Source organism: Neopoerus faecalis (genome assembly GCF_029218125.1).
In the GTDB taxonomy this organism is placed as follows: domain Bacteria; phylum Bacillota; class Clostridia; order Oscillospirales; family Oscillospiraceae; genus Oscillibacter; species Oscillibacter faecalis_A.
Map to the genome: position 1 here is coordinate 282,206 of NZ_JARFXX010000001.1, position 26,004 is coordinate 308,209.

General features: G+C 57.4%; 23 protein-coding genes. 15 read left to right on the top strand and 8 right to left on the bottom strand.

Annotation, left to right across the window (positions count from 1 at the left end):
* Nucleotides 1-50 precede the first annotated feature (50 nt).
* The 10 genes from PY311_RS01310 to PY311_RS01355 all read left to right on the top strand — a co-directional run bounded on the left by PY311_RS01310 (nt 51) and on the right by PY311_RS01355 (nt 12,203).
* The gene (locus tag PY311_RS01310; protein ID WP_286146866.1) at nt 51-2,075 is read left to right on the top strand and encodes a TRAP transporter permease; all 2,025 of its coding nucleotides are present in this window, start codon (nt 51-53) and stop codon (nt 2,073-2,075) included.
* A gap of 65 nt (nt 2,076-2,140) precedes the next feature.
* Nucleotides 2,141-3,814 (top strand): dihydroxy-acid dehydratase, encoded by a 1,674-nt coding sequence (ilvD, locus tag PY311_RS01315; RefSeq protein WP_286146867.1) that lies wholly within the window; start codon nt 2,141-2,143, stop codon nt 3,812-3,814.
* A 75-nt stretch (nt 3,815-3,889) separates the two neighbouring features.
* Entirely contained in the window at nt 3,890-4,408 is a 519-nt protein-coding gene (locus PY311_RS01320) for a nitroreductase family protein (RefSeq protein WP_286146868.1), read from the top strand.
* The gene (locus PY311_RS01325; protein WP_286146869.1) at nt 4,408-5,280 is read left to right on the top strand and encodes a DMT family transporter; all 873 of its coding nucleotides are present in this window, start codon (nt 4,408-4,410) and stop codon (nt 5,278-5,280) included. The genes PY311_RS01320 and PY311_RS01325 overlap by 1 nt, the downstream gene beginning before the upstream one ends.
* Nucleotides 5,267-6,637, top strand: a complete 1,371-nt coding sequence (locus PY311_RS01330; RefSeq protein ID WP_286146870.1) for an MATE family efflux transporter — start codon at nt 5,267-5,269, stop codon at nt 6,635-6,637. The genes PY311_RS01325 and PY311_RS01330 overlap by 14 nt, the downstream gene beginning before the upstream one ends.
* A gap of 22 nt (nt 6,638-6,659) precedes the next feature.
* On the top strand, nt 6,660-7,046 hold the full coding sequence (locus PY311_RS01335) for a RidA family protein (protein ID WP_286146871.1): 387 nt from the start codon (nt 6,660-6,662) through the stop codon (nt 7,044-7,046).
* 159 nt (nt 7,047-7,205) lie between these two features.
* A complete protein-coding gene (locus PY311_RS01340) occupies nt 7,206-8,480 on the top strand; it encodes an L-cysteine desulfidase family protein (protein ID WP_286146872.1) in 1,275 nt (424 codons plus the stop codon).
* Between the two features lie 381 nt (nt 8,481-8,861).
* Entirely contained in the window at nt 8,862-9,137 is a 276-nt protein-coding gene (locus PY311_RS01345; protein WP_286146873.1) for a hypothetical protein, read from the top strand.
* Between the two features lie 16 nt (nt 9,138-9,153).
* A complete protein-coding gene (locus PY311_RS01350) occupies nt 9,154-11,796 on the top strand; it encodes a translation factor GTPase family protein (RefSeq protein WP_286146874.1) in 2,643 nt (880 codons plus the stop codon).
* Nucleotides 11,793-12,203: a signal peptidase II gene (locus tag PY311_RS01355; protein WP_286146875.1), complete on the top strand. Its 411-nt coding sequence runs from the start codon at nt 11,793-11,795 to the stop codon at nt 12,201-12,203. Before PY311_RS01350 ends, PY311_RS01355 begins: the two co-directional genes overlap by 4 nt.
* 57 nt (nt 12,204-12,260) lie before the next feature.
* Here PY311_RS01355 and PY311_RS01360 read toward each other — a convergent pair whose 3' ends face one another.
* Together PY311_RS01360 and hemW are read right to left on the bottom strand one after the other, a co-directional pair.
* Nucleotides 12,261-13,304 carry a putative ABC transporter permease gene (locus tag PY311_RS01360; protein WP_434059924.1) on the bottom strand — a complete coding sequence of 348 codons (1,044 nt, stop codon included), beginning with the start codon at nt 13,302-13,304 and terminating at the stop codon, nt 12,261-12,263.
* A 13-nt stretch (nt 13,305-13,317) separates the two neighbouring features.
* Entirely contained in the window at nt 13,318-14,532 is a 1,215-nt protein-coding gene (gene hemW / locus PY311_RS01365) for a radical SAM family heme chaperone HemW (protein ID WP_286146877.1), read from the bottom strand.
* Between the two features lie 128 nt (nt 14,533-14,660).
* On the opposite strand from hemW, the gene spoVAC reads away from it, so the two are divergent.
* The 5 genes from spoVAC to PY311_RS01390 all read left to right on the top strand — a co-directional run bounded on the left by spoVAC (nt 14,661) and on the right by PY311_RS01390 (nt 19,614).
* Nucleotides 14,661-15,098, top strand: a complete 438-nt coding sequence (gene spoVAC, locus PY311_RS01370; protein WP_286146878.1) for a stage V sporulation protein AC — start codon at nt 14,661-14,663, stop codon at nt 15,096-15,098.
* A gap of 110 nt (nt 15,099-15,208) precedes the next feature.
* A complete protein-coding gene (locus tag PY311_RS01375; protein WP_286146879.1) occupies nt 15,209-16,480 on the top strand; it encodes a glycoside hydrolase family 18 protein in 1,272 nt (423 codons plus the stop codon).
* Between the two features lie 418 nt (nt 16,481-16,898).
* The gene (locus PY311_RS01380; protein ID WP_286146880.1) at nt 16,899-17,903 is read left to right on the top strand and encodes a methionine ABC transporter ATP-binding protein; all 1,005 of its coding nucleotides are present in this window, start codon (nt 16,899-16,901) and stop codon (nt 17,901-17,903) included.
* Nucleotides 17,896-18,636: a methionine ABC transporter permease gene (locus PY311_RS01385; RefSeq protein WP_286146881.1), complete on the top strand. Its 741-nt coding sequence runs from the start codon at nt 17,896-17,898 to the stop codon at nt 18,634-18,636. Before PY311_RS01380 ends, PY311_RS01385 begins: the two co-directional genes overlap by 8 nt.
* A gap of 129 nt (nt 18,637-18,765) precedes the next feature.
* Nucleotides 18,766-19,614, top strand: a complete 849-nt coding sequence (locus tag PY311_RS01390) for a MetQ/NlpA family ABC transporter substrate-binding protein (RefSeq protein WP_286146882.1) — start codon at nt 18,766-18,768, stop codon at nt 19,612-19,614.
* A gap of 101 nt (nt 19,615-19,715) precedes the next feature.
* Here the strand turns inward: PY311_RS01390 and PY311_RS01395 are convergent, their stop codons facing one another.
* The 6 genes from PY311_RS01395 to PY311_RS01420 all read right to left on the bottom strand — a co-directional run bounded on the left by PY311_RS01395 (nt 19,716) and on the right by PY311_RS01420 (nt 25,997).
* The gene (locus tag PY311_RS01395; protein WP_286146883.1) at nt 19,716-19,844 is read right to left on the bottom strand and encodes an elongation factor 4 family protein; all 129 of its coding nucleotides are present in this window, start codon (nt 19,842-19,844) and stop codon (nt 19,716-19,718) included.
* Between the two features lie 45 nt (nt 19,845-19,889).
* The gene (lepA, locus tag PY311_RS01400; protein WP_286146884.1) at nt 19,890-21,695 is read right to left on the bottom strand and encodes a translation elongation factor 4; all 1,806 of its coding nucleotides are present in this window, start codon (nt 21,693-21,695) and stop codon (nt 19,890-19,892) included.
* A 22-nt stretch (nt 21,696-21,717) separates the two neighbouring features.
* Entirely contained in the window at nt 21,718-22,800 is a 1,083-nt protein-coding gene (locus PY311_RS01405; protein ID WP_286146885.1) for a hypothetical protein, read from the bottom strand.
* A 17-nt stretch (nt 22,801-22,817) separates the two neighbouring features.
* Nucleotides 22,818-24,239, bottom strand: coding sequence for an MBOAT family O-acyltransferase (locus PY311_RS01410; RefSeq protein WP_286146886.1), 1,422 nt, complete (start codon nt 24,237-24,239; stop codon nt 22,818-22,820).
* Complete coding sequence (locus PY311_RS01415; protein WP_286146887.1) at nt 24,236-24,919, bottom strand: helix-turn-helix domain-containing protein; 684 nt, start codon at nt 24,917-24,919, stop codon at nt 24,236-24,238. The genes PY311_RS01410 and PY311_RS01415 overlap by 4 nt, the downstream gene beginning before the upstream one ends.
* Nucleotides 24,920-25,115: 196 nt before the next feature.
* Nucleotides 25,116-25,997, bottom strand: a complete 882-nt coding sequence (locus PY311_RS01420; RefSeq protein WP_286146888.1) for an HAD family hydrolase — start codon at nt 25,995-25,997, stop codon at nt 25,116-25,118.
* Nucleotides 25,998-26,004: the final 7 nt, after the last annotated feature.

Consider the following 26,004-nt stretch of genomic DNA (forward strand, 5'->3'; position numbering starts at 1 on the left):
AAGCAACGTATTGAACCGTTGAGAGCGAACATGGAGCTTAGGAGGCTTTAATGGAAAATAATAACAAAAAAAGCCTTTTCAAAGCGAAGAAGAACGCCGCGCAGGCGCCAGAGGTCAATTCCTCTGGCGCCTCCGGTGAGATCAACGCTGAAAAGGCTGATGAGATCCTGCGTGAATTCTCCAAAGAGGACAATACCCGTTCCCTGACGAAAGTCACTTCGATGATCGTAAACGCATTCTCCCTGTTTATTTCCCTGTTCCTGGTGTATACTGCGGCGTTCGGCTCTCTCCCTGCCGTAAAGCAGAGAGCATTGTATCTGCTGTGCGCCATGGTAATCCTGTTCTTGGTTTATCCTGCCTTCAGTAAGAATACGAAAAAAGGCGTAGCCTGGTATGACTACATTTTCGCTGCTGCCTCCTTTGGCTGCTGTTTTTACGCCTTTATTAACTATGAAGCCATTCTGATGCGGTATGGTATTTCCAACTCTACCGATCAGTTCGTGTTTGTGATTCTGGCCATTCTGGTGCTGGAGGGTACCCGCCGCTTAGTCAGTCCGGCGTTGTCTTTGGTCACGCTGGTATTCCTGGTCTACGCCTACTTCGGCAACTATATGCCCGGTATGTTCCAGACTAAGGCTGGCGGTCTGGCCCGTATGGCGGATCATATGTTCATGATCCCTGAGGGCATTTTCGGCAGCCCCTTGGGTACCGCCGCTACTTATGTTTCCCTGTTTGTGCTGTTCAGCTCTCTGCTGCAGGAGTGCGGCATGGGCGACTTCATTCGTGATGTGGCCCTGGGCCTGACTGGCCGTTCTACCGGCGGTCCCGCCAAGGTGGCTGTTGTGGCCTCCGCTGCGTTTGGTACGATTTCCGGCGCTGCTGCTGCCAACGTGGTGGGCACCGGTACGTTTACCATTCCTCTGATGAAGGACTGCGGCTATCCGCCTGAGTTTGCCGGCGCGGTTGAGGCCTGCGCCTCTACCGGCGGCCAGTTGGTGCCCCCTGTCATGGGCGCTGCCTGCTTCATTATGGCCGAATATATCGGTATTCCGTATTCCAATATTATGATAGCCGGCCTGATTCCTGCTCTGCTGTATTATCTCAGCGTGTTCATCACGGTGGACCTGCGCAGCAAGAAGCTGGGCCTGCTGGGTATGCCTAAGGACCAGCTCCCCAGCGTGAAAGCCGCTATGAAGAGCCGCGGCCATCTGGCAATCCCGTTCCTGGCTGTGATCTATATGATTATCCGCCAGTATACGATCTCCTTTGCTGCTCTGGTGGGCATTATCCTGGTGTTGGTGGTTTCTCCTCTGAAGAAAGAGACCCGCCTGTCTTTTAAGCAGATCGCCATGGCCTTTGTCAACGGCGGTCAGAAGACCGTGTCCTTTGGTGTTTCCTGCGCCTGCGTGGGTATGATCATCGGTGTGGCCACCCTGACCGGTGTGGGCAACGTGCTGGGCAACTACATTCTTCAGATCTCCCAGGGCAACCTCTTTATCACCTTGTTCCTGGTTATGATCATGTCCATCATTATGGGCATGGGTATGCCTACTGTGGCCGTGTATATCGTGCTGGCGACTGTGGCTGCTCCTGTGTTGGTAAAGCTGGGAATCCCCGTGCTGACTGCCCATTTCTTCTGCTTCTATTTTGGCATTCTGGCCTGCATTACGCCTCCTGTGGCAGTTCCTTCTTATGCAGCTGCGGCTATCGCGGGCAGCAACCCCTCAAAAACGGGCTGGGTGGCCTTCAAGATGGCTTTCCCCACTTTCCTGGTTCCCTATGTGTTCGTGTATGAGCCCGGCCTGCAGTTCAATGGTATGGGCACCAGCCCAATCAGCACCATCGTGTGTATCTGCACCTGCATTTTGGGCGTTTACCTGGTGGCTGCCGGTCTGGAGGGCTATTGCCGCCGTCCTCTGGTGATGTGGAAGCGGGTCCTGGCCTTTGCTGCCGGTATCTGCTGCATTGTGCCTGAGCACTTCACCGATATCTTTGGCGTGGTTGTGTTGGTTTATCTGTTCATCTCTGCTGGCAAAGAGCTGAAAGCAGAGGCAGGTAAGGTTTCCGCACAGTAACTTTGCAGTTATTTCTATAATTTGATTCTGTCAAATTTGATTATTTTTTCATAAAGGAGAAAACCATGAGCGAGAAGAAAAGAATGATCAATAGCGATCTGGAAGATCGCATGACCCTGGATTGGCAGGGCACCCGCGCCTTTTTCTATGGCATGGGTTACAATGATGAGGATATTGAAAAGCCCCGTGTAGGTATCATGAATACCTGGAACGAGATCAACCCCGGCCATATTCATCAGCAGCCCCTGGCTCAGGCCGTTCGTGAGGGCATCATTGAAAAGGGCGGCCTGCCGTTCCTGTTCTATGGCGTGAACCTGTGCGACTGCGTGGGCGGCGGCGATTACGTGCTGCCTTCCCGTGACCTGCTGGTCAACGAGATCGAGCTGAACGCCAAGGCACACCACCTGGATGCCATGGTGCTGATCGGCACCTGCGACAAGGTGGTTCCCGCTATGCTGATGGCGGCTGGCCGCGTGAACATCCCCACGGTTATCGTTACCGGCGGCTATATGGAGACTCCCTATCTGGATGGCGAGCACGTGGACTTCATTGATATCGGCGCCAGCATTTCCAAGGTCAAGGAAGGCAAGATGTCCATGGAGAAGTTCAACGAGCTGATCCATGTCTGTGGCCCCTGCAAGGGCGCATGCGGCATGATGGGCACCGCCAACACCATGAGCATGCTGACGGAGACCATGGGTATGTCTCTGCCCGGCAACTCCACCACTGCTGCTGTTTCCGGCAAGCTGATCAACCTTAGCCGTGAGGCTGGCCGCCATGTCATGGATCTGTGGGAGAAGAATATCCGTCCCCGCGACATCATCACGGAGAAGGCTATTACCAACGCCATCCGTGTCTGCATGGCCATCGGCGGCTCCTCCAACACCATTATCCACATTCCCGCTGTTGCCACCGAGGCATGCCTGGATATGGACTGCAGCTCCATCTATGCTGAGGCAAGCTGCGAGGTGCCTCTGCTGATCGGCATCCGTCCCAATGGCCCCTACTGTCTGGCTGATTTTGAACTGGCCGGCGGCATGAGCGCTCTGCTCAACGAGATGAAGGAGAAGCTGGACCTGACTGGCATGACCGTTACCGGCAAGACCCTGGGCGAGAATATCGAGGGCGCTGTCAACCACAATAAGGAGATCATCCATACCCTGGCTGAGCCTCTGGACAACGATGGCGGTCTGATCCTGTGCAAGGGCAACCTGGTGCCCCAGGGCGCTTTCATCAAGCAGTCCGCTGTTCCCGCCAAGCTGCATAAGTTCCGCGGCACCGCTAAGGTCTTCTACGATCAGGACGACGCTATCGCCGCCCTGCGTGATGGCCGGATCGAGGCTGGCAACGTGGTCTTCATTATCTATCAGGGTGCTAAGGCCGGTCCTCACACCTCTTATGCGTTCACCACCGCTCTGAAGGGCAGCCACCTGAAGGACGATGTGGCCACCGTGACTGACGGTCGTCTGTCCGGCGCCGCTTCCGGTGCCTGCTTCGGCTATGCCTCTCCTGAGGCTGCTCTCCGCGGCCCTCTGTGCGCGGTGCAGGACGGCGACTGGGTCAACTACGATATTGAGAAGCGTGAGCTGAACATTGAGCTGTCCGATGAAGAACTGCAAAAGCGTATGGCTGCTGCTGAGCTGCGTCTCCAGCCCAAGACTGGCTGGCTGAGCATTTATCAGCGCTGCGTTGGTTCCATCCTGAAGGGTGCTACCCTGATCGAGGACAACCGCGAATAATATAGGACTATAAAAGGGATAGGGTTCTGCCGTTTTTCGGTGGGACCCTTGTCCCCGTGAAAGGAGTTTCAATTCATGGAAGTTATGGAAGCCTTAAAGGGCCGCCAGAGTGTCAAGAGCTATCTGCCTACTCCGGTAGAGGAAGAGAAGCTGCAAAAGGTGTTGGAGGCAGGCCGTCTGGCTCCGTCTTCTTACAACAGCCAGTGCCGCAAGTTTATTGTGGTCACTGATCCCGCTGTGAAGAAGGCAATCCACGACAAGGCCGGCACCCAGCCCATGATCGAGCAGGCTCCGGTGGTTCTTGTGCTGTGCGCCACGCCTGATACCGAGCACGAGGACGCTATGCCCTGCGGTGAGGTCAAGCACCCTATTGATATGGCGCTGAGTGGCGCTTACATGATGCTGGAGGCCTATGACCAGGGCCTGGGCACCTGCTGGCTGGGCGCCTTCAATGCTGACGCTGTGAAGGAAGTTCTGCATATCCCCGCAGATGTGAAGGTCGTGACCATGATCCCCCTGGGCTATCATGATGGCACCCAGCCCCGCCGGGACCGGAAGCCTGTGGACGAAATCGTCAGCTACAACGCCTTCTGATGCAGCAGATAAAAAGTAACCGGGGGCAGGCAACAGCCCTCATGCTGATGTCCACTACGTCCTTCTGCCTGATGTCCATGGTGGTAAAGCTTTCCGCAACCACTGTGGGCACTTTGCAGCAGGTGTTTTTCCGCAATCTGGTGAGTCTGATCGCGGTAGGTATTGTGATCTGGAAAGAGAAGCTTCCCTTTTTAGGGGAAAAGCAGTATCAGCCGGCGCTTTGCGCACGTTCCTTTTTCGGCTTTATCGGCGTGATCATGCTTTTCTATGCCACAGCCAATGCCCGGCAGGCGGATATTGCTATTCTGAGCCGGACATCCCCTATTTGGACGACGGTTTTCGCTGCGCTGATCCTGAAGGAGAAAATCTCAAAGGTGCAGGTGCCGGTGATCGTCTTGTGTCTTGCGGGTACAGTGGTGGCAATGCAGCCCTCTTTTGATTCTAATATCCTGCCTTTGCTTTTGGCCGCCGCCACGGCGGTGTCCAGCGGCCTTGCCTATACCATGATCGCTTTCTGCAAAGGTAAGGTTCATCCCCTGACAGTGATTTTCCATTTCTCCCTGTTCAGCACGATAGCAGGATTCTTCCTTATGCTGCCCACTTTTACCATGCCTACTTTCCGGGACGTAATCATGCTGATCCTGATCGGCGTATTCGCGTCCGGCGGTCAGATCGGTCTGACCTTTGCTTATCAGAAGGCTCCGGCCTCTGAGGTCAGTATTTATGACTATGTGGGCATTGTAGTGTCTATGCTGATCGGCTATCTTGTATTTGGCGAGCCGCTGGCAGACTCCAGTATTCTGGGCGGCGTCCTGATCACCAGCAGTGCCCTGTGGTCCTATTGGTATAATCACCGCCATGGCCAAGACTGAAGGAGAGCATCCCTTAAGGGAGCCTGGCCTTAGCCGCCAGGTTTTCCGAATCGCTTGGCCTGCCGCATTAGAGGCATTGCTGATCGGTGTGGTGGATCTAGTGGATATGGCAATGGTGTCGTCTCTGAAGCTGACGGCCGTTTCAGCGGTAGGTGTTACCAGCCAGCCGAAGCGAATCCTGCTGATGTTCACCTTGGCGCTGAATGTGGCAGCTACCGCATGGGTCAGCCGCCGGATCGGTGCGGGAGAAAAAAAGGAAGCCAACCATTGTATGCATCAGTTCCTGTGGGTCAGTATTCTGATGGCGCTGGTGCTCTATACAGTTGGTTTTCTATTTGCCGCGCCGTTGATGAGACTTTCCGGGGCGAATAATGAGACCTTAAAGGACGCATCCGACTACTTTCGTATTTTAGTAGTTGGTCAGGTCCCACAGGCGATCAGTCTGACCATCAACGCCTGTCTGCGGGCGGAGGGAAAAACCAGAGTCACCCTTCTGACCAATACGGCGGCCAATGCAGTGAATTTGATATTCAACTATTTTCTGATTCAAGGAAACTGCGGCTTTCCACGGCTGGCAGTCAAAGGGGCGGCAATTGCCACCTCTTTGGGTAGCTTTGCCGCATTGGCGATCTCCCTCTATTCCGTTCGGAAAGGAAACGGCGGGATTCTGCATTTAGACTTGAAACAGGAGCCGTTTAGGCTGGACCTCCCGCTCTTGAAAAAGGCCTGGGACATTGCCTCCAGTGCGTTCCATGAGCAGTTTTTTCAGAGACTGGGTGTCTTTGTGTTTGCCCGGATCGCCGCATCCTTGGGAACTGTGGAATTTGCAATTTATCAATTTGTGATGAATCTGGCGAATTTGCAGGGATATACGTATGACGGCTTCGCCTCAGCAGCTACGGCCCTGACTGGCCAAAGTCTTGGCATGAAAGAGCCGGAGCGGGCGCAGCAGGCCGGAAAATATGCTGTATGGATGGGGTATGGAACGGCGTTTGTCATTGCGTTTGGCTTTGCGCTGTTTCACCGCCCGATTCTTGCAATTTTCGCCAAGGGGGACAGCTATGTGATCCAACATGGCGGTATGCTGCTGCTTTTTGTGGCAGCTGGCTGCATCCCCTGCTCCGGCAGTTCTGTTTATGCCGGGATTCTCCGGGGGGCCGGAGATACCAAAGTGGTTGCCCGGATCACTCTTTGGGTGGTGGCGATTCTGCGGCCTATCGCCGCGTGGCTGTTCTGCTACCCCATGAGGCTCTATCAAGTGGGAATCTGGGCTGCCTTTACATTGGCCCATACCCTGCGCTGGATCTGTTTGTATCTGCACTGGCGCAAGGGTACTTGGAAGCAAATCAAGTTATAATTTTTTTAAGGAGGATATTTCCATGAAACACGAGAAAATTCAAATCGTTCCCCCCAACAGCCTGAAGACCAAGTGGTCCCGCGCTATCCGCTATGGCGACCTGATCTTCACCACAGCTCACTCCGCTGCCCGGCCTGACGGCACCATGCCCACCACGCCGGAGGAGCAGATTCGCGGCTGCTTTGAGAGCCTGAAGAACACTCTGGAGGCCGGCGGTTCCGGCATGGACATGGTGCTCCACTGCGATTGCTTCCTGGCTCACCGGGAAGATTTCGCTCTGATGAACGAGATCTTCGATGAGTATTTCCTGGGTCAGGGCGTGCCTACCACCCGCAGCGTCACCGAAGTTACCTTCACCGCTCCCAAGTTCCTCTTTGAGATTCAGGCAGTTGCCGGCGTGAAGGATTGATTTTTCGAATTCCTTACATGTAAATGATCGGGTAAAAGCCGAGGGGAGACCTATCAGCGGTGTCGCCTCGGCTTTCCCATGAGTATTGAAAATCCGCAAATCTCCTGTATTACAGAGCGGAACGATTTTTATGGGAATGGAAGGGCTTGGAACATCTCAATGAAACATACCCCCCATTATGAAAGTTATTTGAAAATCCTGGAGGAAGAGCTGATCCCGGCAATGGGCTGTACAGAACCCATTGCCGTGGCACTGGCGGCGGCTAAGGCTACAGAGGCACTGGGAGCTACACCAGAGGCCTGCCGGGTAGAGGTCAGCGGCAATATTATTAAAAACGTAAAGGCAGTAACAGTGCCCAATACAGGCGGTATGAAGGGTTTGGAAGCCGCTGCGGCCGCCGGCATCGTGGGCGGCCGTCCGGATTTGGGACTGGAGGTTTTGTCCCGGGTCACAAAGGAGGAAATCGCCGAAATGGCGCAATTCCTAAAAACCTGCTCCATGCAGGTGCTGCCCTCCGGCGGAGACCGGGTATTCTATATCTTGGTGACAGTTGCGGCTGGCGGTCATACGGCAGACTGTGAGATTGTGGATTTCCACACCAATATCACGCAGATCCGTAAGGATGATAAGATCCTGTTCCAAAATCAGGAGGGCGCATCCACTCAAACGGCGCAGACAGACCGCTCTGTGCTCAGCGTTCAGGAGATTTTGAAATTTGCAGATACGCTTGATGTTCCAGATGTGGCCCCCGTTCTGGAACGACAGATCGCGTACAACACCGCTATCTCTCAAGAGGGCTTAAAGGGCGGCTGGGGCGCTGAAATGGGCCGCACTCTGCTAAAGCTCCATGGGGACAGCCTGCCGACCAAGCTGCGGGCCGCCGCCGCCGCTGGTTCTGACGCCCGTATGAATGGCTGTGAGCTGCCGGTTGTCATTGTTTCCGGCAGCGGCAACCAGGGCATGACGGCGTCTCTGCCGGTTATTGAATATGCCGAGGCCATTGGAGCGGACCATGAGGCTCTGCTGCGGGCGCTGGCAGTATCGGATCTGATTACCATCCATCAGAAGACCGGTATTGGCCGTCTGTCCGCATTCTGCGGCGCGACCAGCGCAGGCTGCGGTGCTGCCTGCGGCATTGCCTATCTGGACGGTGCAAAGGCGGAGGTGATTGCCAAAACCATCGTCAATACCCTGGGTATTTGTTCCGGCATGGTCTGCGATGGTGCAAAGTCTTCCTGCGCGGCGAAGATCGCGGCGGCAGTGGAAGCCGGTCTTGACGGCTATGAAATGGCAAAGACCGATTTGGGCTTTGTGAATGGCGAAGGCATTATCGGTGCTGACGTGGAGCAGACCATTTTCAACGTTGGCCGTATGGCCCGACAGGGAATGCGGCACACCGATGAGGAGATCCTGAATATTATGCTGGGCCTTTAAACAGACTGCAGGTAATTGTGAGGGTAGAGAGCCCCGGTTTCTAGGCCAATGTGCAGAATGTGCCCCGCAGCGCTAAGCATAAGAAGACGCTGAGCACAGCTATAGTCATTTATCAGTAAAGCTGCACGCCAAAAGGGCGTGCAGCTTTACTGCTTTTTTGACCGTACGGACAAGATGGAGATATCCATGTAATACGAAGTTTCTGACAACAGATCCTGCTGAACGTGGCAGCGGGAATGATTCTGTCTTTATTGCCAATTTTGATCTGACTGAATACCGGCGAGGCAATGGCGGATTCTGGCCAGTGAGGATCCGGATGAGGAACTGCTTGAGCTCTGTAATAGAGTTTCTGCTATGGAGAACACATGCGTCTAATAAGAAATGCTGCTGCAAGAGGAGATAAAAGAGTTGCAGTCAGGCATTGAAGAATTAAAGGAAATCTGCCATAATAAGAACACATATAGGCAAGCGCAGGAGATCTTTCTGCCGACTACCGCACACATTCTTGATTACTATGACCGCATGACCCCGGAAGAAAAGAATCGTTTGTGGAAACTGTTGATGGAAAAGATCACGTACTATCGAAATCCGGAAAAGCCAGATAGTATTGAAATACATCTATATCCGCGCTTAGGAAGGCTTATCAGTATATCATGAAAGAGTTTTTGACATTATGAAGCACTGTTGCATAGGTGTGTTAGCCCATGTAGACGCCGGGAAAACAACGCTGTCCGAGGCGCTTTTGTACCGGGCCGGGGCTATCCGCCGTTTGGGCCGGGTGGATCATCAGGACGCATTTTTAGATACGGACGCCATGGAGCGTCAGCGGGGCATCACCATTTTTTCCAAGCAGGCGGTGCTGGAGCTTGGCTCCGTCCGCGTGACGCTGTTGGACACGCCGGGCCATGTGGACTTTTCCGCCGAGATGGAACGGACGCTTCAGGTATTGGACTGCGCTGTGCTGGTGATCTCCGGCACAGACGGTGTGCAGGGCCACACCCGGACGCTGTGGGAGCTTTTGGAGCGCTATCATGTTCCCACGTTTCTTTTTATCAACAAAATGGACCTTGCCGGAACGGACCGGGACGCGCTGCTGGCCCACCTAAAGGAAAAGCTGGACGGCGGGTGCGTGGATTTCGGAGATTCGGAAACGCTGGCGGAGGAGGCCGCTGTCTTAGATGAGGCAGTGCTGGAGCGTTATCTGGAAACCGGGGAGGTCTCCAACGCGGCACTGTCCGCGCTCATCGCGGAGCGGAAGCTGTTTCCCTGCTATTTCGGCTCCGCCCTCCGGGTAGAGGGCGTGGACGCCCTGCTCTCCGGCGTGGAGCGCTATGCCCCCCGGCCGGTGTACCCGGCGGACTTCGGCGCCAAGGTATTCAAAATCACCCGGGATTCACAGGGCGCACGGCTAACGCACCTGAAGCTCACCGGCGGCACACTGCGGGTCAAGGATGTTCTTACCGGCAGAGAGGGCGATACTCTCTGGCAGGAAAAGGCCGACCAGCTCCGGCTGTATTCCGGGGCCAAATTTCAGTCCTTGGATGAGGCAGAGGCCGGCGCCGTTGTGGCGGTAACGGGTCTGAGCCACACGTTTCCCGGTCAGGGCTTGGGAGCGGAACCGGACTGGGCCGGGGCCGTTTTGCAGCCGGTGCTGACCTACCGGGTGGAACTATCGGACGGCACGGACCCCCATACCGCCTTGCAAAAGCTGCAGCAGTTAGAGGAGGAGGACCCCCAGCTCCACCTTGTCTGGAGCGGCGGAGACATTCATATTCAGCTCATGGGTGAGGTTCAGATGGAAATTTTGCAACGGCTCATCCGGGAGCGGCTGGGGATGGAGGTCTCCTTCGGCGCGGGAACGGTCTGCTACCGGGAGACCATTGCAAACGCCGTGGAGGGCATCGGCCACTTTGAGCCGCTGCGGCACTACGCGGAGGTGCATCTGCTGCTGGAGCCGGGGGAACCGGGCAGCGGCGTCACCGTCGCCTCTGTCTGCCCCACGGACGAGCTGAATCTCAACTGGCAGCGATTGATTTTAACGCATCTGTTGGAAAAAGAGCATTGCGGCGTGCTCACCGGTGCGCCGGTCACGGATATCAAGCTCACGCTGCTCACTGGCCGCGCCCATGAAAAGCACACCGAGGGCGGCGATTTCCGGCAGGCCACCTACCGGGCGGTGCGTCAGGGGCTTATGCAGGCGGAGAACGTGCTGCTGGAGCCGTGGTACCGCTTCCGGCTGGAGCTTCCCGCCGAACAGGTGGGCCGCGCCATGACGGATTTGCAGCGGATGAACGGCGAGGTCGAGCTGCCGGAAACGATTGGGGAAGACGCCGTACTCACCGGCCGCGCACCGGTGGCGGGTCTGCGGGACTATGGCCGGGAGGTAGCGGTCTATACCCGGGGCCGGGGGCGGCTGTCCTGCACCCCGGCGGGGTACTTCCCCTGCGCCGAGGCGGACAGCGTCATCGCCGCCATAGGCTATGACCCGGAGCGGGACACGGAAAATCCCGCCGACTCCGTATTCTGCTCCCACGGCGCGGGCGTTATTGTCCCATGGTTCGAGGTCTGCGACCACGCACAGGTGGAAAGCGGCTGGCAGCCCAAGAGCGCGGCACCGGAGCCGGAGACTTCGGGGCCAAAGCAGCGGACCGTCAGCGCCTATGCGGGCACCATAGAACAGGACAGGGAATTGCAGGCCATTTTTGAGCGGACCTATGGTACGGTGAAGCGGCGGGAATTTATTCCGCCCAAGGCCCCCCGACGGCCCATAGCGGACACCTCAGAGGAAAAGCGGCGGGAGCTGAAGCGGGCCTTTTCCGGCGAGGAATATCTGCTGGTGGATGGCTACAACATCATTTTCGCGTGGGATGAGCTGAATAAAATCGCCGCTGAAAATCTGGACGCCGCCCGCAAGCAGCTCTGCGAGCTGCTGTGCAACTATCAGGGCTATCGAAAATGCCGGGTCATTCTGGTATTTGACGCCTACAAGGTCAAGGGCGGTCTCGGCAGTGTGGAAAAATACCACAACATCACCATCGTTTATACCCGCGAGGCCGAAACGGCGGACGCCTACATTGAGCGGGCTACCTACGAGATCGGGCGGCAGCACCGGGTCCGGGTGGCTACCTCCGATGGGCCGGAGCAGGTCATCATTCTGGGCCACGGTGCCCTGCGGCTGTCGGCCTCCGCCTTTCATGAGGAAATGGCCGAGGTGCAAAAACAGATCGGTGACGCGGTATTCCGCAACAATCAAAGCGAGGCGCGCACCGGCGCCCTCCGGGCCGCGCTGGAAAAGGCAAAGGAGGGGAAAAAGTGACTTTGTTCATTGCGGCGGCGATTTTTGCCGCCTGTGTAGGGCTGCGGCGGTATCTGGACCGCCCGGAGCGGACGGACCGGGAATTTGGAAACGGTCGAATCCGTCTGACCGCCCTCTGGAATGAGGGTGCCGCCTTTTCCCTGCCGCTGAAGCGCGGATGGGTGGTGCTTCTCTCCATCCTGATCTTGCCGTTTGTGTGGCTGTTCCGCCGCCGCAGCCCCCTTGGCGCGGGACTGGCGCTGGGCGGCGGGCTCAGCAATCTGTGGGAGCGTGTGCGCTATGGACGGGTCTACGATTATGTCCGTTTTCCCAAGCTCCCCAGGCTATGGCGCTATGTCTGGAATTTGGCGGACTTCGCCATTGTCCTCGGCGGCACGCTGCTGGCCCTGCTGGACCGAAAGAAATAATTTCCGCATAGAAAAACACCGTTCTGTCATATAAGGCAGAACGGTGTTTTTGGTCTCTCAGCGCTCCAGCAGTTTACGCAGGGACTCGAAGGCCTCTCCCAGCTCCTCCCGGGCCTTTGCGGTGGGGTTGCCGCGGAGGACACGCAGCGCAGCCTCGTACCGTCGAATAGAACGGGTGCGGACCTGTTCCTCCTTGCGATGAACAGCGGCGATGAGGTCCTCCAGCTCCTGCCGGTGCCGGGCCAGCGCCTCCTCATCGGGGTCAATACCGTCATCCAGCGCGGCGCGGGCCTTTTCCAAGGACTGCGCGATAGTAGAGAGAATATCCAGCTTGCCCTCCACCCGGCGGCGGAACGCGCTCTCCACGGCCTCCCGGCGGCGCTTGCGGCGGGCCTGCTTTGCGGCGCGGTGGGCCTCCAACTCATCGGAAAGATAGCTTTGCAGCAGGTATTTGTCCAAGGACGTCTTTTCCCGGAATGCCTTCAGCTCCTCTGCTGTGCGGGCCTGCGCGGCCTCGGCCTTTTCAGCCAGCCGCCGCAGCTCGGCGTTCTCCTCCGTGAGCTTTGTCAGCACCTCCCGCAGATCGATGGCCGCTCTGGTGGAGGTTACGGTATCGTATAGGAACGCAGCGGTGATGATACCCGCCAGCGGATTTACCAGCAGCGCCGGCAGCTTGTGGAGCAGCCGGTCAATAGGTGGGTGCACAAACCGCACCAGCAAAATAGAGAAGAAGCCCCACGCAATGGAGCTGGTCAGGCAGATGTAGCCGTGGAGATTAAAGGGCTGCTTCGTATAGTCCCAGTAGCGGACCTTAAAGAGCCGCTCCATTACGGCGCCCACCACGTATTCCAGCGCCGTGGCGGCCAGCAGGCCCAATATATACACCAGCCAGAGGTTATCCGCCACCGGCAGCGTTACAAACAGGATGATGATAGCGCCGGAGCCGTAAATGGGAAGCAGTGGGCCGTGGAGAAAGCCGCGGTTTACCCAATGGTGCTGCTTGGCGGAAACGTAGCAGGATTCCCACACCCAGCCGCAGAAGCAGTAAAAGAAAAACAGCAGAGCCCACTGGCCCGGAGAATAGACGTACAAGGGAATCATCCTTTCTTGTCACTTACTGGTAAGAATCTACCCGAAAATCGCCCCGGGCGGCGGCCTCCGCGCGGCGCTGCTTTTCCTCCGCCTGCGCGTCCAGCAGTCCGCCGATGATTTGATTGGAGACTAAAAAGCCCCGTGGCGTCAGGTGCCAGCGGCCTTTCTCCATAACGGCGTAGCCCGCTGCCGCGCACTTTTGCAGAAACGGCAGGAAGATCGGGTCGAACCGGCGGCGGAAGCGGTTCTCGTAGTCCTTGGGGTCCAGACCGTAGACCGTCCGCGCCCCCAGCATGAGCCATTCCACATCCCGGTCCCGGGGCGGGATGACGGTGTTTTCCGAAAAGCGGAACACGCCGCCGTGGGCGGCGGCGATATAGCTCTCTACATCCTTTTCGTAGGCGTACCGTACACCGCCGAAATCGCTGTGGGCGCCCGGGCCGAAGCCGGCATATTCCTGAAGCTGCCAGTATTTCAGATTATGCCGGGATTCAAAGCCCGGCTTTGCGAAATTGGAGATCTCATACTGGACGTAGCCGTACTGCTTCAAAAACTCCACCGTCTGAAGGTACATATCCGCCTGCTCCTCGTCTCCCGGGAGGCCGGCACTGTCCCGCACGGCATAGAGGGGCGTCCTCTCCTCCACCTTCAGCCCATAGCAGCTCAGGTGTTCCGGGGCCAGTGCCACGGCGGCGGCCAGATTTTCCATCCAGCGCTCCGCCGTCTGGTGGGGCAGGCCGTAAATAAGGTCGAGAGACACATTTTTGATTTTTGCCCTTCGGGCAGCCTCCACCGCCTGCTGTACCTGCTCCACGGTATGCACTCTGCCGATGGCGCGCAGCTCTTCATTGCAGGCGGACTGCATCCCAAGGGATATGCGGTTGAATCCGCAGCGCCGCAGGGCGCGCAGAGCCTTCCAGTCCCCGGCGGAGTCCGGGTTCGCCTCAAGGGTGATTTCCGCATCTCGGGAAATATGATAGCGCTTTTGCACCGTTTTCAAAATTTTGCACAGCCGCTTTTCCCCAAGATAGCTGGGTGTGCCGCCGCCAAAATAAATCGTATCGACCGTGTGGGAGGCCGCGTTGGGCGCCGCCTCTGTCAAATGGGCGCACAGCGCATCCGTATAGGCATCCATACGGTCCTCCGCATGGGGCAGGGAATAGAAATCACAGTAAATGCACTTCGCCTTGCAAAAGGGAATATGCAGATACAGGCCCAGCGGCAGAACGGTTTTCATGGCAACACCCTCCCATTTTGCATCGTAGTGGCATCAGTTTACCGCTTTTCCGGCAAAATTGCAAGAACCGCCGTATCATTTCCCTATTTGGCGCAAATACTGTGAAAAATGTGTGAGGTGAATGCGCTATGGACATGACGCCCCAGGAATATCAGAGCTATGTACAGCAGCGGATGAAAAAATCCCCGCTTTTGAAGGATGTATGTCTATCCTTTGTCATCGGCGGCGCTATCTGTGTGCTGGGGCAGGCCATTCAAAACGGCTGGGCCGCCGCGGGGCTTTCCAAAGAGGACGCCGGGACCGCCACCTCCTGTACGCTGGTGTTTCTCTCCGCCCTGCTGACAGGCTTGAATCTTTACAACAAGCTGGCCCGCTTCGGCGGTGCCGGAACGCTGGTGCCTATTACCGGCTTTGCCAACGCTGTGGTTTCCCCAGCCATCGACTTTAAAAGTGAGGGGTTTGTCACCGGCATGGCGGCCAAAATGTTCACCGTGGCCGGACCTGTCATCACGTTCGGCACACTGGCTTCGGTGATCTACGGTGTGATTTTAATGCTTTTTCAATAGAACACGGCGATTTTGCCGCCAAGGGCATAACTGCGGCGAAACCGTCATAGGGTCTCCCAAAAGGGGCATCGCCCCGCCGTTTGCGGCACAAGCGGCAGAAGGGAGCAGCTATGACGATTCATGTGGTACGAACCGGAGAGACCCTTGCCGCCATTGCGGAGCATTACGGTGTGGACCCCGCCCGGCTGGCGGCAGACAACACCGTTTCCGGCGGGCAGTTGGCAGTGGGGCAGACGCTGGTAGTCCGCTTTTCCCGGCAGGTCCATGCCGTTCGGGCAGGGGAGACCCTTTCCTCCATTGCCCGGGATTACGGCATTTCCATCCGGCAGCTCTGGCGGAACAACTGGCCGCTTGGCGGCAAAGAGACTGTTTGGCCGGGACAGGTCTTGGTCATCTCTTATTTTGAGGAAAAGCTGGGTCCCGCCGTTTTCAACGGCTACGCCTACCCTAATATTTCTCCAGCGCTGCTGGCGGAACAGCTCCCCTATCTGACCGACTTAGCTCCCTTTACCTATGGCATCACATCAGAGGGTGCCTTGCTTCCTCTATCGGATGAGGAGATGATTGCCGCCGCCCGTCTGCACGGCACAGCCCCGGTGCTGCACCTCTCTACCCTGACGGAAAACGGCCAATTCAGCACGGAACGGGCGGAAACGGTCTTAACCGATGGGGCCATGCAGGCAGCACTGCTGACCCAAATCGCGGATACGGTCCGCGTCAAAGGTTTTGCCGGGGTGGATGTGGACTTTGAGTATCTGCCCGGCTATCTCTCCGGGGCCTACGCCGCGTTTTTGGAGCGTCTGCGGCGCATTTTGCGGCCCATAGGCCGCTTTTTGTGGGTGGCGCTGGCCCCAAAAACCTCCGCCGACCAGCGGGGACTTCTCTATGAGGGCCATGACTATGCCGCCCTCGGCGCCGCCGTAGACGCCGCTTTGCTGATGACGTATGAATGGGGCTATACGGCGGGGCCGCCCATGGCGGTAGCGCCGCTGCCCAACGTCCGGGCCGTGCTGGACTATGCCGTGACGGAGCTCCCGGCGGAAAAGCTCCTGCTGGGCGTCCCAAACTACGGCTATGACTGGCCACTGCCCTTTGTGCAGGGGCAGACCCGGGCCAAATCCATTTCCAACCAGCAGGCCATCGATCTTGCCCTGCAATACCGCATTGCCATTCAATATGACCAAACGGCCCAGTCGCCCTATTTTCACTATACCGCCGAGGACGGTATCATCCACGAGGTCTGGTTTGAGGACGCCCGCAGCCTTTCCGCCAAGCTCCGCCTTATTGCCGAATACGGCTTTCTCGGCGGCGGAATCTGGAATCTCATGCGCCCGTTTTCTCAGATATGGCTGCTTGCCGACAGTCTGTACGACATCGTTTAGCATCGGTTTTCCATTCCGTATCGCATTGTCACCGCCCCGAAAGGCAGACCTTTCGGGGCATTTTTCTGTTTTCCCGCTCCATTTTGACAAAAGGAACATTTGTTGCCGCGCAAAATTTCGGTGCATTTTCCAAAAATAAATCAATCTATTGACATGATAGGTTTTCAGTGCTACCCTGTGCACAACGAAACGAACCGGGACACCGGGGACAGGAAGGAGACGCACCGACATGATCGCTATTCGCTTTGGTATGGAGATGTGCATGATGGACATGGGAATGATGACCATGCCCATGTCTTTGTGCGTTTCCGCGAATAAGCCTCCCAAAATGTAAGCAGCCAAGAAGCTGTTTCGGGGCGGAAAGCGGCAGCGCTTTCCGCCCCTTTTAGTTTGCCCGGAAAACGGAAAGAAGGATACGATGATCAAACTGGAGCATATCAGCAAGACCTTCGGCGGTCCCGACAGCGGCGTACACGCTGTCCGGGATGTGTCTCTTGAAATCGAAGATGGCGAGATTTTCGGCATTATCGGCTTCTCCGGTGCCGGAAAGTCTACGCTGGTCCGCTGCATCAATCTCTTGGAGCGGCCTACCAGCGGCACCGTCACTGTGGACGGTCAGGAATTGACAAGCCTTTCCGAGCGGGAGCTGCGGCAAGCCAGAAAGAAAATCAGCATGATCTTTCAGAGCTTCAACCTGCTGATGCAGAGAACGTGCCTCAAAAATGTGTGCTTTCCCATGGAGCTCTCCGGTGTGCCCCGAGCGCAGGCCGAGAAAAAGGCGCAGGAGCTGCTGGAGCTGGTAGGGCTGAAGGAAAAGGCCAATGCCTATCCCTCACAGCTCTCTGGCGGACAAAAGCAGCGGGTAGCCATCGCCCGTGCGCTGGCCACGGACCCAAAGGTTCTCCTGTGCGATGAGGCCACTTCCGCGCTGGACCCCACCACCACCAATTCCATCCTCTCTCTTTTGAAGGAGCTCAATCAAAAGCTGGGCGTCACGGTGGTCATCATCACCCACCAGATGAGTGTCATTGAGGAAATCTGCACTCGTGTTGCTATTTTGGATGGCGGCGCGGTGGCCGAGGAGGGCAGGGTGGAGGACATCTTCGCTCATCCCTCCACGGACGCGGCCCGGCGGCTGGTGTACCCCGGCGGCGTCAGCGTCAAGCAGTACCCCACCGGCACCCGGGCGGTCCGTGTTTCCTTCAACGGCGGCACAGTTTATGACCCCCTCATCGCCTCCCTTGCTATTGACTGCGGCGTGAAGGTCACGATTTTAGGTGCCGACACACGCACCATCGACGGAAAGGCCTTCGGAACCATGCTTCTGCTGCTGCCGGATGACCCCAACGAGGCCGCCAAGGCCCTGAGCTATATTCGTTCCCAACCAAACATCACCGCTGAGGAGGTGGAATACCATGCTTGATACCATTACCGTGTTCTGGGCTAAATACGGCAGCGATCTTTTGAAAGGCACATGGGATACGCTGGTCATGACCGGCATTTCCACCATCTTTGCGTATCTCATCGGCCTGCCGCTGGGCGTGATTCTCACCATCACCCAGCCCAACGGCATCCGGCCCAATCGGGCTGTCAACCAAATTCTCGGCTGGATCGTCAATGTGGGCCGCTCGCTTCCCTTTATCATTCTGATGGTGGCCATCATGCCCTTTACCAAGCTCATCGTCGGCACGAAGATCGGCGTGAAGGGCGCCATCGTTCCCCTGATTGTTTCTGCCGCTCCCTTTATCGCCCGCATGGTGGAAACCTCCTTGGCGGAGGTGGAATCCGGCGTGGTGGAGGCCGCGCAGTCCATGGGTGCCTCCACGTTCCAGATCATCTGGAAGGTCTATCTGCCGGAAGCCAAGCCCTCCCTTGTGCTGGGCGGTGCCATTTCCATTGTCACCATTCTGGCCTATACCGCCATGGCCGGCTCCGTGGGCGGCGGCGGACTGGGCGACATCGCCATCCGCTACGGCCATCAGCGGGGCATCACCTCCGTCATGTGGGTCACGGTGGTCATCCTTATCGTGCTGGTCCAAATCGTCCAATCCTTTTTCAGTTGGCTGACGAAAAAAATCGACAAGCGCCAGCGCACGGATCAAAGCGCCGATTTTACTCCGCTTCAGTTCCTCGCGCATTTTACCCACACAAAATAACCGCTTTTCAAAATTCGCTTTCATCGCCTGTCCCGTAGGATCGGACACCCCCTCCGTGCACAAGGGGCGTGTCCCGGCAAGCGTTTGAAAAATAAATGAAATCAAATATTATATTGGAGGAAAAGAACCATGAAAAACAAGATTTTTGCCACTCTGCTGGCCCTGTCCCTCGCCCTGTCCCTGACCGCCTGCGGCAGCAAGTCCAATGACGCCGCCAACAGCGACGCCCAGGCGGAGCAGCCCGCCGAAAATCAGGAGACCGTGACGCTGAACGTAGCCGCCTCTCCCACGCCCCACGCCGAAATTCTGAAAGAGTGCGTTCCCATTCTGGCAGAGCAGGGTATTGACCTGCAGGTCCATGAGTACAGCGACTATGTGATCCCCAACACCGCTGTGGAGGACGGTGAGGAGGATGCCAACTACTTCCAGCACATCCCCTATCTGGATGACTTCAACGCCCAGCGCGGCACCCATCTGGTGAGCGTCACCGGCGTTCACATTGAGCCCATGGGTATTTACGCCGGCAAGACCGCCACGCTGGACGAGCTGGCCGACGGTGCTTCCGTAGCCATCCCCAACGATGCCACCAACGAGGGCCGTGCCCTTCTGCTGCTGGAGGCACAGGGCCTTATCAAGCTGGCCGATGACTCCAACCTCTCCTCTACCCCCAAGGACATCACCGAGAACCCCAAGAACCTGACCTTCATTGAGGTGGAGGCCGCCAACCTGCCTACCACTCTCTCCGACGCCGACATTGCCGTTATCAACTCCAACTATGCGCTGGGGGCCGGTTTGAATCCTGTCACCGATGCGCTGGCTCTGGAGTCCTCTGACTCTCCCTATGTGAACGTGCTGGTCTGCAAGGAGGGCAACGAAAATAACGAGGCCATTCAGGCTCTGGCCGAGGCGCTGCATTCCGATACCATCAAGAATTTCATCGCCGAGAAGTTTGACGGCGCCGTGATCGCTGTTGACTGAGCATTTGGCAAATCATTTATCTGCGGCAGCCGATTGATTAAAAACAGGAGCGCTCCTACCAAAGTAGGAGCGCTCCTGTCTTATTTTGTGTTGTCTGCACCTTACTCGTCCAGCTTCAGCACAGCCAAAAACGCCTCTGTCGGCATCTGCACCGTTCCCAGTGCCCGCATCTTCTTTTTGCCTTTTGAAAACGCTCCGCGTTTCAAAAGCTGATTGAAATAGCGGCGCACAGCGCCGGCTCGCCGCTTTGCGGCTCGCAGGAAGGCAAAAAGAGATTATTCATCCAGCTTCAGCACAGCCAAAAACGCCTCTGTCGGCATCTGCACCGTTCCCAGTGCCCGCATCTTCTTTTTGCCTTCCTTCTGCTTTTCCAGCAGCTTCTTTTTGCGGGTAACGTCGCCGCCGTAGCACTTGGCAAGAACGTCCTTCCGCATGGCCTTCACAGTCTCCCGGGCGATGACCCGGCCGCCGATGGCGGCCTGAATGGGAATCTCAAAAAGCTGGCGGGGGATGTTCTCCTTCAGCTTTTCGCACAGCCGCCGGGCACGGGGGTATGCCTTATCCCGGTGGGCGATGAAGCTCAAAGCGTCCACCTGATCGCCGTTAAGCAGCAGGTCCACCTTCACAAGATCGCTGGGCCGATAGCCGGAGAGCTCATAGTCCAGAGAGGCATAGCCCTTGGTGTTGGCCTTCAAAGCATCAAAAAAGTCATAGATAATCTCATTTAAAGGCATCTGGTAATGCAGCTCTACCAGATGCGTGTCCAAATACTGCATATCCTTGAACTCACCCCGGCGGTCCTGACACATGGGCATGATATTGCCTACATACTCGTTAGGGGCGATGATGTTCACCTTAACATACGGCTCCTCCGCCCGCTCGATGACAGACGGGTCCGGGTAATTATGGGGATTATCCACCTTCACCAGATCGCCGTTGGTCTTATAGACATGATAGATAACAGAGGGGAGGGTTGTAACGAGGTCCAGATCAAACTCCCGCTCCAGGCGCTCCTGAATGACCTCCATGTGGAGCATTCCCAAAAAGCCGCAGCGGAAACCGAAGCCCAGCGCCGCGGAGGATTCCGGCTCGAAGCTCAGCGAAGCGTCATTTAATTGCAGCTTTTCCAGCGCGTCCCGGAGGTCGGGATACTTGGAACCGTCCTCCGTATAAATGCCGCAGTAGACCATGGACTGTACAGGACGGTAGCCCGGCAGCGGCTCCGCCGTGGAATCTGCCGCATCGGTAACGGTATCGCCCACCCGGGTATCGCTGACGGTCTTGATAGACGCTGTGAAGTAGCCCACCTCACCGGCGGACAACTCCTTGCACGGCTCCAGCCCCAGCGGCAGCAGATGTCCGCACTCCACAATCTGATACGTCGCCCCGGTGGCCATCATTTTGATGGTCTGGCCGGTACGAATCGTTCCCTCCATAATGCGGAAGTACACCACAACACCCCGGTAGCTGTCATACTGGCTGTCAAATACCAGCGCCTTCAGCGGCGCTGCCGGGTCGCCCGTGGGAGCGGGGATGTTCTTCACCACATCCTCCAGCACGGCCTCGATGTTGATTCCCAGCTTGGCGGAAATCTCCGGCGCGTCCATGGCGGGCAGGCCGATGATGTCCTCCACCTCCTGCTTGGCCTTGGCCGGGTCGGCGGCGGGCAGGTCGATTTTGTTGAACACCGGCACGATCTCCAAATCGTGCTCCATAGCAAGATAAGTGTTGGCCAAGGTCTGCGCCTCCACGCCCTGCGTGGCGTCCACCACCAGCACGGCGCCCTCACAGGCCGCCAGAGACCGGGAGACCTCATAGTTGAAGTCCACGTGTCCCGGCGTGTCGATGAGGTTCAGCTCATAGGTCTCACCATCCTGCGCCTTGTAATTCAGCTTAACGGCCCGGGCCTTGATGGTGATGCCCCGCTCCCGCTCCAGGTCCATATTGTCCAGCAGTTGATTTGCCATCTGCCGCTGGGATACCGCGCCGCAGGTCTCCAACAGCCGGTCCGCCAGCGTAGACTTGCCGTGGTCGATGTGAGCGATAATGGAAAAATTGCGAATGTTGCTTTGTTTGGTCATACAGGTAAACCTCCGCAGAGCTTCATGAATTGTTAGGCGTATGGAACTGATACCAGTAATGCTCGTCCCAGAATTTTTCGTAGTCATAGTTTACCACAAAATCCCGCCAGTTGGCGAGAGTTTTCCGGTAATTTTCCTCCGTCAGCCGGTCCGCGCCGGAGCTCAGCTTCGCCAGCACCAGCTCTCCCGCCTCGGCGGAGTGGTGCACATAGTCGCAGTAATAATCCAACTGCTCAATGATGTCCCGGTCAAACAGCAGTCCGTGGAGCGTTATGTTCTCATAGGGCAGCAGCGTTTTGCAGGCCAGCTCCAGCGCGGCGAATACCGCGTCCGTTTCCCCCATGCGGTCGATCTTATCCCAGTAGAGAATACTGTAGGGAGAGAAAAATAAATCAAATTCCACATCGGGGTACCGGGTCGCCCAGTTCGTCACCACCGCCAGATTTTCGGCGGTGTCCGCCAGCAGCGCACCCGCCGGCATGGAGACCGCCGCTACCTCCGGGCGTTCGTACTCGTCCAGCGCCTCCATGTGGTTCCACCAGACCGTGTCATCCCACATAAAGCCGGTATCCAGCGTTTCCCCCGCATTCCAGCGCTGGCTCATCAGCGCGTAGAGGCTATAGTACAGCGTGTCTTTATTCAGAAGATAGCGGGCGTCATTGAGAGAATCGTCATCGTAGAGATAGTCCGGCATGGCGCCGGTGACACCTGCCGGGGAGCGGGTGAGGATATTGGCGTCCATGGCAAAAAGCACCCGCTCCGGCGGGTGCGTCCGCATCAGCAGCGTCATCACCTCATCAAACTCGCTGTAGTAACCGTCCGGAATCGTCAGCCGCAGGCCCGTTCCGCCAAATACTGCTCCAACCTTGCTGCCCCGGTAGTTTGCGGTCATGGATGAGCCCAGCAGCACAACGTCCGCCGCATTGTTGCGGACGATGCCCGCCGTTTGGTACCGCTCGCTGAAAAACACCGGGGCGCGGTCCTTCGGCATTCGGTAATAGAAGCAGGGGTCCACCCAATATACCACGGCGGCACAGGCTCCCAGCACCAGCAGCAGCGTCAGCAGGAGGCCGCAGCTCCACCTTTTATATGCGCGGTCGCTCACAGAGGCTGCCTCCTTTCTCAGAAATTGGAATAGATAAACGTCACCACACCGGTAAAGGACAAAATCGACCATGCCGCCAGCAGCGCCGTGGTCAGGCAGCTTCTCACTGTCGGGCGGAACACCTCCATCTGCCGGACGGTGTTCCGGGGCCACAGGGCGGTCAGCAGTCCCGCGCCCAAGATCAGCGCCACCCGCAGATACGTCGTATAGGGCCGCACAGCCGGTGCCAGCAGCTCCAGTGCGCTGAATTCCCGCCGGAACAGGCCGTTCACAAGCCATGGACGAATCCCGCCAAAGCCCCCGGTTACAGCGGTTTTCAGCAGCGCTGCCGCCGCCGGCATATCCGGTGCCCGGAAAAACACCCACGCAAGGTTCAGGAAGAAAAACGTCATGACCCAGCGGAGCCATTTCGGCAGCGCGTCCCGCCTGCCGCCCCACAGGCGCTCTGTGACCTGCGCCGCGCCGTGGAGCAGTCCCCAGACGATAAATGTCCACCCGGCCCCATGCCAGATGCCGCTGATGAGATACACCACCAGAATGTTCAGATACGTCCGCCCTTGACCCCGGCGGCTGCCGCCCAGCGGGAAATAGACACATTCCCGCAAAAACGCGGTCAGCGTCATGTGCCAGCGCTTCCAGAACTCCGTGACCGAGAGGCTGCGGTAGGGCGAATCAAAGTTCACCGGCAGCCGCAGTCCCAGCAATCGGGCACACCCGGCGGCAATGTCACAGTAGCCGGAAAAATCAAAGTAGAGCTGAAGCGAATACCCCAGTATCACGAACCACGCTGTCATGGCGGTGAGGCCCGATAAATTCTCCCAGCCGTTGTTCACCAAAATCCCAAGATTATCCGCCAGCAGCACCTTTTTGGCAAGGCCACGGCTCACGGCGTACAGTCCCGCCGCCGTATCATGGCCGGTAGGGGAGATGGGCGCTTCGATTTGCGGAAAAAAGCTCTGGGGCTTTAAAATCGGCCCGGAGGAGACTGTTGGGAAAAACAGGCTGTAGGTCAGGTATTCCGCCGCCGGCGGTACTTCCGCAAACGCGCCGGTGTACACCTCATGGAGATACCAGAGCTGCTGAAACGTAAAAAAGCTGATGCCCATGGGCACAAACGGTACACGCACCGCGCCGCCGCTTAAAAAGCCGGTGTATTTGAAAAGCATCAGCACCACAAGGTGCCAACAGGCAGCCGCAGCCAATACGCTCCGGCTGCGTTTTTTCCGCAGAGCGTTCGCCGCCAGCAGCGTCACCATGGCGGAGCAGGCCAGCAGGCCGCAGCCCCACAGCGCGTCGGACGTACCGCTCCACAGGTAAAAAATCAGACTGGCCGCCAGCAGCAGCGTGATCTGCCATTGCCGCCCCCACCGGCCCGCCATGCGGCAAAGGCACACCGTCCCGGTGAGAAAAACCAGAAATGTCAGGGATTGTACGTTCATCGCTCTGTCTGGTTCAGATGGCTGAGCTGTCCGTCCGCCGTGCTGAGGACCTGAATAAAGCCCTGACTCCGGCCGGGATAGGCGGCGTTTACCGCCTCATGGGACAAGTCGGGGAACTCCGCCTTCTCTCTTGCCCGTTCCCGGATAGCCCGGGCATATTCCGCCTGCGCCAGCGAGGCGCCGGAGGCCGCGATTCCCGCTGCGCAGTCCTCCTCCGGCAGTGCAAAATAATCCGCGCTGCCCCCCGCCGCCCGATGGAGCTGGCGGTACAGAAGGTAGATCTGACAGCTCAGGCTGTCCGCTGCGGCGTTGATGGCAGCCTTGTCTCCCAGCTTTCCCAAAAGCCCGAACAGTACGCCCACAGCGCCGGTAAGGAGCTTGCTCCGCAGCGTAGCCAGCACACTGCCCTGCAGAATATTCCCCGGCTCCGCCATGTCCAGAACCTCCTCCGCTGTCAGCATACTGCCATCCCGGGCCAGCGTCCGGCCCAGCATATAGTCTGCGGAGACATGGTAGTAGTCGCACACCCGCACCACAAATGCCAGTCCCGGCTCCCGGATGCCGTTTTCATAGTGGCTCAAAAGCGCCTGCGACACCCCAAGGTCCCCGGCGGCGGTCCGCTGGGAGATGCCCCGTTCCTTTCGCAGCAGGGACAGCGTTCTGGAAAATTCTGTTGCCATGGATTCCCTCCGTGAAACAGCCGGGGCAATGCCCCGGCCGAATTAGTCAATACACAGTGTATAGTTTAGCAAACAGGATACAAAAAGTAAAGAATTTTTCCGCAAAATCCCCCATGTTTTCGCTCTCGCTGCTGACCAAAAAATTTTTAACAAGCCGAAGCGGCAGCGGTTGCCCGCTGCCGCTCTCATTATTCCGTCAAAACAGCTCCACCTGATTTGGCAGTTCGCCCTTGCCGATGCTGCAGAGCTGGTGGGTATTCGTCTCCAGCAGCCGGTCCGTAATGGCCATGCGCTGCAAAATATCCTGCACGGTGCGGTCCAGCTCCGTGCCCGCCCGGTAATCCGCCGGGAACATGAAATCCACCCGACCATCCGCCAGCAGCTTTTCCACTCCCTGCCGGTTGCCGGACTGATATACGGCGATGGCCTGTCCGCCATAAGCCCGCATCATTTTCATGCAAGGGACATCGGAAAGTCCGTCCCCAATGTAGATCATATTGGTAAACGGGACCCGCTTGGAATCGTCCGGCATGGAGTCATTGAGCTCCTTATCCCGGGAAACGTCCAGAATGCCCTTGTTGATGCGGTAAACGAACTGCGTTTTGTTGGTGAAGTTGACGTCCAGCTTCGGCCAGCAGGCATCACCGTTTCCGTTGTAGTAAAATTCACAGGCATAAATCTCTCGGAACTCATGGGCGATGCCGCTGCCCTCGATGATCTCCCGCAGGCCGGAGGAGATGACATAGTGCTCCACCTGCACGCCCAAACTCTTGGCAAAGGCGTTGATTCGCCCAAACCACTCCCGCACACCGGGGAACAGTTGAATCGACGCTCCGCAGCGGTTGAGGAAGGCCCGGTCCAGCTTGATGCTCTGGGCGGCACACTCTTGAATCATGGTGTACATATAGGCCAGCAGGCCATCCATGCGGTTGCTCCAGCCAAAGCTGTTGGCCTTGGCCCAAAACTCCGCTGGGGTGTAGCCCAGCGCCGGGATAAAGGCATAGTCCTCCATGTCCGTGGTGCACAGGGTCTTATCAAAATCGTAGAGAAAGGCGATAATGGGCGTCTGCTTGTCCATAAGCTCC

Bases quoted from the DNA above. Each gene is read 5' to 3' on its own strand.
- PY311_RS01310 (WP_286146866.1), top strand. From the start codon at position 51: ATGGAAAATAATAACAAAAAAAGCCTTTTCAAAGCGAAGAAGAACGCC.
- ilvD (WP_286146867.1), top strand. From the start codon at position 2,141: ATGAGCGAGAAGAAAAGAATGATCAATAGCGATCTGGAAGATCGCATG.
- PY311_RS01320 (WP_286146868.1), top strand. From the start codon at position 3,890: ATGGAAGTTATGGAAGCCTTAAAGGGCCGCCAGAGTGTCAAGAGCTAT.
- PY311_RS01325 (WP_286146869.1), top strand. From the start codon at position 4,408: ATGCAGCAGATAAAAAGTAACCGGGGGCAGGCAACAGCCCTCATGCTG.
- PY311_RS01330 (WP_286146870.1), top strand. From the start codon at position 5,267: ATGGCCAAGACTGAAGGAGAGCATCCCTTAAGGGAGCCTGGCCTTAGC.
- PY311_RS01335 (WP_286146871.1), top strand. From the start codon at position 6,660: ATGAAACACGAGAAAATTCAAATCGTTCCCCCCAACAGCCTGAAGACC.
- PY311_RS01340 (WP_286146872.1), top strand. From the start codon at position 7,206: ATGAAACATACCCCCCATTATGAAAGTTATTTGAAAATCCTGGAGGAA.
- PY311_RS01345 (WP_286146873.1), top strand. From the start codon at position 8,862: ATGCTGCTGCAAGAGGAGATAAAAGAGTTGCAGTCAGGCATTGAAGAA.
- PY311_RS01350 (WP_286146874.1), top strand. From the start codon at position 9,154: ATGAAGCACTGTTGCATAGGTGTGTTAGCCCATGTAGACGCCGGGAAA.
- PY311_RS01360 (WP_434059924.1), bottom strand. From the start codon at position 13,304: ATGATTCCCTTGTACGTCTATTCTCCGGGCCAGTGGGCTCTGCTGTTT.
- hemW (WP_286146877.1), bottom strand. From the start codon at position 14,532: ATGAAAACCGTTCTGCCGCTGGGCCTGTATCTGCATATTCCCTTTTGC.
- spoVAC (WP_286146878.1), top strand. From the start codon at position 14,661: ATGGACATGACGCCCCAGGAATATCAGAGCTATGTACAGCAGCGGATG.
- PY311_RS01375 (WP_286146879.1), top strand. From the start codon at position 15,209: ATGACGATTCATGTGGTACGAACCGGAGAGACCCTTGCCGCCATTGCG.
- PY311_RS01380 (WP_286146880.1), top strand. From the start codon at position 16,899: ATGATCAAACTGGAGCATATCAGCAAGACCTTCGGCGGTCCCGACAGC.
- PY311_RS01385 (WP_286146881.1), top strand. From the start codon at position 17,896: ATGCTTGATACCATTACCGTGTTCTGGGCTAAATACGGCAGCGATCTT.
- PY311_RS01390 (WP_286146882.1), top strand. From the start codon at position 18,766: ATGAAAAACAAGATTTTTGCCACTCTGCTGGCCCTGTCCCTCGCCCTG.
- lepA (WP_286146884.1), bottom strand. From the start codon at position 21,695: ATGACCAAACAAAGCAACATTCGCAATTTTTCCATTATCGCTCACATC.
- PY311_RS01410 (WP_286146886.1), bottom strand. From the start codon at position 24,239: ATGAACGTACAATCCCTGACATTTCTGGTTTTTCTCACCGGGACGGTG.
- PY311_RS01415 (WP_286146887.1), bottom strand. From the start codon at position 24,919: ATGGCAACAGAATTTTCCAGAACGCTGTCCCTGCTGCGAAAGGAACGG.
- PY311_RS01420 (WP_286146888.1), bottom strand. From the start codon at position 25,997: ATGGACAAGCAGACGCCCATTATCGCCTTTCTCTACGATTTTGATAAG.